Source organism: Brevundimonas sp., from assembly GCF_032017145.1.
Classification (GTDB): Bacteria; Pseudomonadota; Alphaproteobacteria; order Caulobacterales; family Caulobacteraceae; genus Brevundimonas.
This window is the reverse complement of the sequence record NZ_DALZQC010000142.1, coordinates 1-6,788: the sequence shown is the minus strand read 5'-3', so window position 1 is coordinate 6,788 and position 6,788 is coordinate 1. Positions and strand designations below refer to the sequence as shown.

General features: G+C 68.8%; 6 protein-coding genes. 3 read left to right on the top strand and 3 right to left on the bottom strand.

Going from position 1 to position 6,788, the window contains the following annotated elements:
* On the bottom strand, nt 1-1,010 hold a 1,010-nt coding region (locus tag RTU05_RS16405; protein ID WP_312599400.1), incomplete at its 3' end, for a cell wall hydrolase.
* Nucleotides 1,011-1,525: 515 nt separating this feature from the next.
* Between RTU05_RS16405 and RTU05_RS16400 the strand changes: the two genes are divergently transcribed.
* Nucleotides 1,526-1,708: a hypothetical protein gene (locus RTU05_RS16400; protein WP_292045896.1), complete on the top strand. Its 183-nt coding sequence runs from the start codon at nt 1,526-1,528 to the stop codon at nt 1,706-1,708.
* 249 nt (nt 1,709-1,957) lie between these two features.
* Entirely contained in the window at nt 1,958-2,314 is a 357-nt protein-coding gene (locus tag RTU05_RS16395; protein WP_312599399.1) for a DUF6481 family protein, read from the top strand.
* 61 nt (nt 2,315-2,375) lie between these two features.
* Here the strand turns inward: RTU05_RS16395 and RTU05_RS16390 are convergent, their stop codons facing one another.
* Both RTU05_RS16390 and RTU05_RS16385 read right to left on the bottom strand, forming a co-directional pair.
* Entirely contained in the window at nt 2,376-2,522 is a 147-nt protein-coding gene (locus tag RTU05_RS16390; protein ID WP_312599398.1) for a hypothetical protein, read from the bottom strand.
* Between the two features lie 6 nt (nt 2,523-2,528).
* Entirely contained in the window at nt 2,529-5,663 is a 3,135-nt protein-coding gene (locus tag RTU05_RS16385) for a PAS domain S-box protein (protein ID WP_312599397.1), read from the bottom strand.
* A gap of 199 nt (nt 5,664-5,862) precedes the next feature.
* Here RTU05_RS16385 and RTU05_RS16380 point away from each other — a divergent pair.
* A partial coding sequence (locus RTU05_RS16380) for a cell wall hydrolase (RefSeq protein ID WP_312599396.1) occupies nt 5,863-6,788 on the top strand: 926 nt, incomplete at its 3' end.

Below are 6,788 nucleotides of genomic sequence, written 5' to 3'. Positions count from 1 at the left end.
GCGCCGGTCGAGCGAGCGACGGGTTGGGCCGGGGTGGGCGTTTGGGCGTTCGCCGCACGCGGCTGGGGCGCGGCCGCATGGGCGGTTGGGACACTAAGCCCCTCCTGCGCCAGAACCAGCGAATAGGCCACGGCCTGACCGGCCTGGCGGGCCGTCTCGACCGGGTTCAGGCTGGCCTGAACCAGACGCGGGCGTTCGGCCTCGGACGACGGATGTGCCGCGTAGGTGAAGGCGTTGCCGGCGCCGGACCGCCCGCCGAAGCGGTAGAACAGATGGCTGCCGACCTGGCTGACCTGCACCAGCGACGAGCGCCAGCCGGGCGCGACATTGGTGGTGTGGAAATGGGTGGCGTTGCCGACGCGGGCGAAAACCGAACCTGATAGGGCGCTAGAGGCGACCGAACGCGCGCGGGTCCAGGCCGAGGCGTTGACCCGGCCGCGCATCACGCCGGAACAGGTGAAGGAGAACTGACACCCGCTGCTGCGTGCGGCGCCCTGGAACACTACGCCGCAGATGGTCTTGGGGAAGGCGGGGTGGCGAACGCGGTTCAAAACCACCTGGGCCACGGCCTTCATGCCGTCGGACCCTTCGCCGCGCGCTTCGTAATAGACGGCCTGGGTCAGGCAATCCAGATCGCGGCTGGCGTCCAGTGCGTGGTCCATGCGGAAGGGGCGGGCGGGGTCGGGCGCCGTCAGGCTGGCGCGACGAAGATTGGAACCGTCCGAGGCGCGAAGCTGTTCGAGACGGGCGGCCAGCAGTTCGGACTGGCGGTCGCGCTGGGCGGACCCGGCGCCGGTATAGGGATCGTGCCGACGCGCGATGGTCAGGGCGCTGGCGTCCAGACCGCCTGCGGCGGCGGCCAAGGCTTCTTCGGTGAAGCCGGCGGCGGTGGCGCCCTGGATCCGTTCGGCCTGGGCGCGCAGCGTCGTCGCGCGCGCAGCCGTACCGCCAAGATAGGCGCATCCGATCGCCAGACCCACCAGACCGCCGATCGCTGCGGCGGCCGTCATGGGCTTCATCCTGGCCACACGATCGGCGCGCAGAAGGGCGCGCGTCTGCGAGGAATGCGACAACGAGGTAGTCCTGTTCAGCAGGGCGAGAAACGCGGCCCCCGGGGTAGTCTCGCCGGCCAGGCGACGCTTTCGGTCGCTTTCCAGCCTGCAATTTCCGGCGCTCGGCTCACTGGCCCGGGCGTCGAGGACGGGCCTATAGCCAGCCTTTTATGGCCGCAATGTGGTCGATTCGCAATCAGATGGTTAAACGACAGAAGCGTCTATGTATTTTTCAGCAGTCGCCCGTGATGTGGCCGAAAGCGGACGTTGAGAAGGAAATCAATAGCATCAATACTGTATTATATTCTGCGTTCACTTTGTCACAAATCGTCGTAGCTGATGTCGATGACTAAAGGTGTGGACCGACGCGGTTGTGAAATGTGACCGGGCGGATGTTCCGCAACTGAAAAGGGCGCCGCCGGAACCGCCAAGCCGCATTCGGCGTTCAAGCGTGGCCTTTGGAGAGACGCCTCATGAAAATCGCCATCACCGCCGCCGCCGTCCTGGGAACCCTGGCCCTGGCCGCCTGCGGAACCACCATCGAACAGAAGGCCGCCAGCGGGGCGGTCGCGGGCGCCGTCGTCGGCGGCCCTGTCGGCGCGGCTGTCGGCGGCGCGGCCGGCACGGCGGTCGGTCAGTCGCAGAAGCCGCGCTAAGCCCTGAAACGGCGGGTCTGCCGGGCGGCGGCGCTTGTCGTCCGGCGACAGCTTCCTATTTGATAACCGGTGTTGCGGCGAGGCCGCGACCGCCGTTAAATCTTTTTCCCCGTCGATTTCATCGCCGCGAACCTTGATTTTCGCGACCATATCGGCTTTGTGCGCCCCGATTCAGGCCGCGCGTTTTCTTCGCCACCTGACCCCCGACGGCCGCTCCTGGCCGTTCACAAGGAACCCTGACGCTTTCGCATGAAAGATCTGAAGACCGGATTCTCCGACCGCATTACCGCCCAGCAGGAAGCCAAGAAGGCGCTGCTCGCCAAGTTCAAGCCCAAGGCCGCCGCGCCTGATCCCGAATTCGAAAAGCTGGCCGAGAAGCGGGCCGCCGAAAAGGAATCCCTGCGCCAGCAGCACGAACTGGCCAAGGCCGAGTTGCGTCGCGAAAAGGCCGAGAAGGAAGCCGCCCGCATCGCCGCCGAACTCGCCGCTCAGGAAGAGATCGACGCCGAGAAGCGCGCGGACCGCAAGGCCCGCAAGCAACTGACCAAGGAAGAGCAGAAGGCCAAGCGCGACGCCCGCTACGCCGCCCGCAAGGCGCGCCGCTAAACATCGACCCCTCTGAATGATCGACGCGCCGCAGAACCTGCGGCGCGTTTTTCTTTGCGGGTCAGACGACCGGCGCGGCGGTCAACTGCTCCAGCAGGCCGCGAAGCTGGTCCGAGGAATAGGGTTTCCGCAGCAGCGGCCAGGGCGTGTCGGCCAGCACCTCGTCCACATCGTCGCCGACATAGCCCGACACCAGGGCGATCCGCATCTCGGGTCAGGACCGGGCCGCGACGCGCGCCAGATCGACGCCGCTCATCCCGCCGGGCATGACCACGTCCGTCAGCATCATGTCGTACTTGGTCTGATCCAGCGCGCGCAGAGCCTGCTGTCCATCCTCGGCCAGATCGACCTCCAGTCCCAGTTCCTCCAGAATTTCCATCGCCACCGCCGACACGCCCGGATCGTCCTCCACCAGCAGCAGTCGGCCACCTTCGATGCGGCTGGCGCCGGTCTCCACTGGCGTGCCTTCGACGGCGAGGTCGTCGCGCGACAGCGCCGGCAGGTAGAGCCGGATCTCCGCCCCCTGACCTGGCGTCGAGACGATCTGCGCCCCGCCGCCCGACTGGCGCGCGAAGCCATAGACCTGGCTTAGACCCAGGCCCGTGCCCTTGCCGACACCCTTGGTGGTGAAGAAGGGTTCGAACACCCGGTCCACGATGTCGGGCGACATCCCTTCGCCGTTATCGATCACCGCAACGCAGACATAGCGGCCCGGCGCCAGTTCGGCCACTTCGCCGGCCGCGACCTGAGCCTCGCGCGTCTGCACGGTGATGTGCGCCCCGCCGCGGCCCTTGGGTCCGGTCACGTCGCCCAGGGCGTCGCGGGCGTTGACGATCAGATTCAGCAGGGCCGCCTCGAACTGGGCCGGATCGACGTTGGCACGCGCGCCGCCCCGCTTCAGCCTGACCTTGAAGTCCACGGCCTCGCCGACCGCGCGCCGCCACAACGGCTCGCCCTCGCGGATCAGGGCGTTCAGGTCGATGGGCTCGGGCCGCAGCGCCTGACGGCGCGAGAAGGCCAGCAGCTGGTGCGTCAGGCTCTCGCCCCGGCGGGCGGCGGCCAGGGCGGCCTCGCCCAGCTTCCTGCGCTTGGCCGGATCGTCGCTGCGCAGAATGATGTCCAGCGCGCCGATCACCACGGTCAGCAGGTTGTTGAAGTCGTGCGCCACCCCGCCTGTCAGGCGCCCCACCGCCTCCATCCGCTGGGCGTGCATCAGCTGGGCCTCGGCCTGGGCCTTTTCGACCAGGGCCTCGTCGACCCGTTCCTCCAGCAGTTCGTTGATCCGCTTCAGGTCGTCCTCGGCCCGCTTGGCGTCGGTCACGTCCAGACAGGCCCCGACATAGCCTTGGAACAGGCCGGCCGCGTCGAAGCGCGGCACCCCCTCGGTGCGCAGCCAGCGCAGGCCCAGCGACGGATGCTGCACCCGCGTCAGGGCCTCGAACCGATCCCGCGCCTCGAAGGCGCGCATGAAGGCGGCCGAAAAGACCGTCTCGTCGTCTTTATGCACCAGACGCCGCCAGCTGTCCGGCAAATGGGCCTGGCCTTCCAGCCCGAAGAAGGTGCGATAGCGACGATTGGCGAAGATCAGCTGGGCCGCGTCGTCGCTCATCCAGATCAGGGCAGGGGCGCTGTCGGCGACGGTGCGGAAACGGTTTTCGGATTCCTCAAGCCTGGCCTGGGCCGCGCGGGTCTCGGTCACGTCGAAGGCCACCCCGACGAAGCCGATCACTTCCGACCCGCAGAGACGCGGACGCGAAAACGACTTCAGCCAGCGCCATTGGCCGTCATGGCGGCGATATCGGGCTTCTAAAGAAAACGGCGCGCGGGACGCCTCCCCGGCCAGTGATTCGTTCAGGATCCGCGCCTGGTCGTCGGGGTGGAGCGCCGCGCGCCAGTCCAGATCGCGCGCGGTTTCGTAGTCTGCGCCATAGAAGTCGACATAGGTCTGGTTGACGAAGGTGCGGCGCCTGTCCTGGCCCGTCACCCAGATCAGGACGGGGGCGGTGTCGGCGATGACGCGGAATCGTTGCTCGCTCTCGCGGGTCTCGTTCTCGGCGCGGGCGCGTTCGACCTCTGCCCAGGTCCGGGCGGCGACCTCCTCGACCAGGCTGACCTGCGCCTCGGTCCAGGCGCGCGGCCGTGAGGCGTGAACATAGAGGAAGCCGCGCAGTCGGCCGTTTCGGATCAGGGGCGCGCGGATCAGGGCGCGCGTCTGGATGGCGTCGAAGGCGTCGGCGTAGGCGGCGGTGCGAGGATCGTGCCGAACATCCTCGATCTGGATGGTGCGGCCTTCCGCCAGGTCCGTGATCAAGTCTTGGCCGAAGGCGTCCAGGGGGAACTGGCCCTGGGCGCTGGCCACGCCGGCGGTCCAGTCGCGGCTCATGGTCACGACGCCGGCCGCCTGATCCACCTCGCCATAGCCCACCCGCTCGGCGTCCAGCAGGCCGCCCAGGGCGGTCTCGACCTGGCCCATGATCTCTTCCGGGTCGGTCTGATCGCGCAACTGGTCGCTGAGGTCCAGCAGGAAGGCGTGGCGACGCTCGGCCCGCGCCGACGCCTCCAGCGCCGCGCGGCTGTCGGTGACGTCGAAGGCGATCCCGGTATGGCCCAGGAACCGGCCCTGATCGTCGAAACGCGGGCGGGCGATGGCGCGCATCCACCGCCAGTCTTCGCTCGTTCCGCGAACGCGGACTTCGAACTCATAGGGTTTGCAGGTCTTGGCGGCCTCGGCCTCCATGGCGTCGATCCGCGTCAGATCTTCGGGATGGATCGCCTCGCGCCAGCCGCCGTCGGCGAGCGCCGCCTGATCCAGACCATGCAGCCTCAGGACGGCGGCGTTGACGAACTGGAACGCGCCATCGGCGTTGCGCAGCCAGATGGGCGCGGGCGTGGTGTCCGCCAGTTGCCGGAACCGGGTCTCGCTCTCGCTGATCCGCAGCAGGGCGCCGCGCAGGGCCGCGCTGACTGCGGCGATGAAGAGGCCGACCATGATGAAGTTGACCGTGGCCACCAGGCCGATCGCGCTCAGCACCCCGTCCTTGCCTGTGGCGGTCACGCCCAGAATGGCCCAGCCCCCGCCGATGCAGATCACCAGCGCGACCAGGGCTGCGGTCCAGCCGCCCGCCAGCGCCGCGAGGCTGACCGCCGGCAGCAGGATGGTGAAGCCGGTGAGTTCGCCATAGATCACCGACAGCGCCGCACGCGCGATCAGGGCCGCCGCCGCGAAACCGACCCCGATCAGCACACGCCCAGCGACGGAGGGGGTCGACAGCTGCGCCAGTCCGACCAACCACCGGTCAGCAGCCCTTATGCGCCACGACGAAGCCTTGTCGTCCCTGGTTTTACGCATCCCCGGTCCCGTCTCGATCAGGCGAACTGGCCACAGCTTTACACCCTGCGCCGCCACCGGCCACCCCATCTTGAACCGCGCCGACCGAGACACGACGTAACGGCGGTCGCCGTGTCGCCGGAAATTGGTCTAGGTTCTCCCTTACAAGGGCGAACCTTCGGCGCTCGGCGACGTTGTCGAACGCCTTTTCGGACCCTGAATGACCCTGCCGCCCTGGAAGACGATGTTGAAGACGCTGCGGCGTTCGGCGGCTGCCCTGCCCGCGGCGGGTGCTGTGCTGGGCGTCGCCATGGCGGCCGGCTCCAGCGTGCGCCCCGACGCGGACCGCACGGCCGAGGCGGTGTCGCGCATCACCGGCGGCGATCTGGGCGTGGACGGGCTGGCGGCGATCAAGGCGCGGCTGACGCCCGCGCAGCTGGCCGAGGCCATGCGGCACGATCCCAACCTGCTGCAGCCGGCCCTCTATGGACTGACGCCGGGGTGGGAGAGCCTGACCCTGGCCGGCAAGCCGGGCCTGGAGCCTGGCAAGAGCGGGCTGGAGGCCCAGCGTCTGAACGCCGCCATGGCCCCGGCGTCCGGCGCGCTGCGCCCCGCCCAGCCCTTCGTCTTCAAGGGCAGCGCCGAGGATCGGCGTCGCGCCCTGCGCTGCCTGACCCAGGCCGTCTATTTTGAGGCGGCGCTGGAGCCGGACAGCGGCCAGGCCGGGGTGGCCCAGGTCGTCCTGAACCGGGTGCGCGACCCCAACTACGCCAACACCGTGTGCGGCGTGGTGTTCGAGGGGGCCGAGCGGACCACGGGATGCCAGTTCAGCTTCACCTGCGACGGCTCCCTGGCTCAGGCGCCGGTCGCCTGGGCGTGGGATCGGGCGCGCCGCGTGGCGGAAAAGGCGCTGGACGGCGCGGTTGCGCAACAGGTCGGCACCGCCACCCACTATCACGCCGACTATGTGCATCCCTGGTGGGCGCCGACGGTCGCCAAGGTCACGCAGATCGGGGCGCACATCTTCTATCGCTGGAAGGGCGTCTATGGCGAAACCGCCGCCTTCCGCAACGTCTACAAGGGGCGTGAGCCGGCCATTGACGAGGCGCGCTTCTCGCGCCCGCGCACGGCCGGGGCGGCCGGGGC

Excerpts from the sequence above, each read along its gene's own strand:
- RTU05_RS16400 (WP_292045896.1), top strand. The coding sequence starts at position 1,526 with ATGAAAATCGCCATCACCGCCGCCGCCGTCCTGGGAACCCTGGCCCTG.
- RTU05_RS16385 (WP_312599397.1), bottom strand. The coding sequence starts at position 5,663 with ATGCGTAAAACCAGGGACGACAAGGCTTCGTCGTGGCGCATAAGGGCT.
- RTU05_RS16390 (WP_312599398.1), bottom strand. The coding sequence starts at position 2,522 with ATGCGGATCGCCCTGGTGTCGGGCTATGTCGGCGACGATGTGGACGAG.
- RTU05_RS16395 (WP_312599399.1), top strand. The coding sequence starts at position 1,958 with ATGAAAGATCTGAAGACCGGATTCTCCGACCGCATTACCGCCCAGCAG.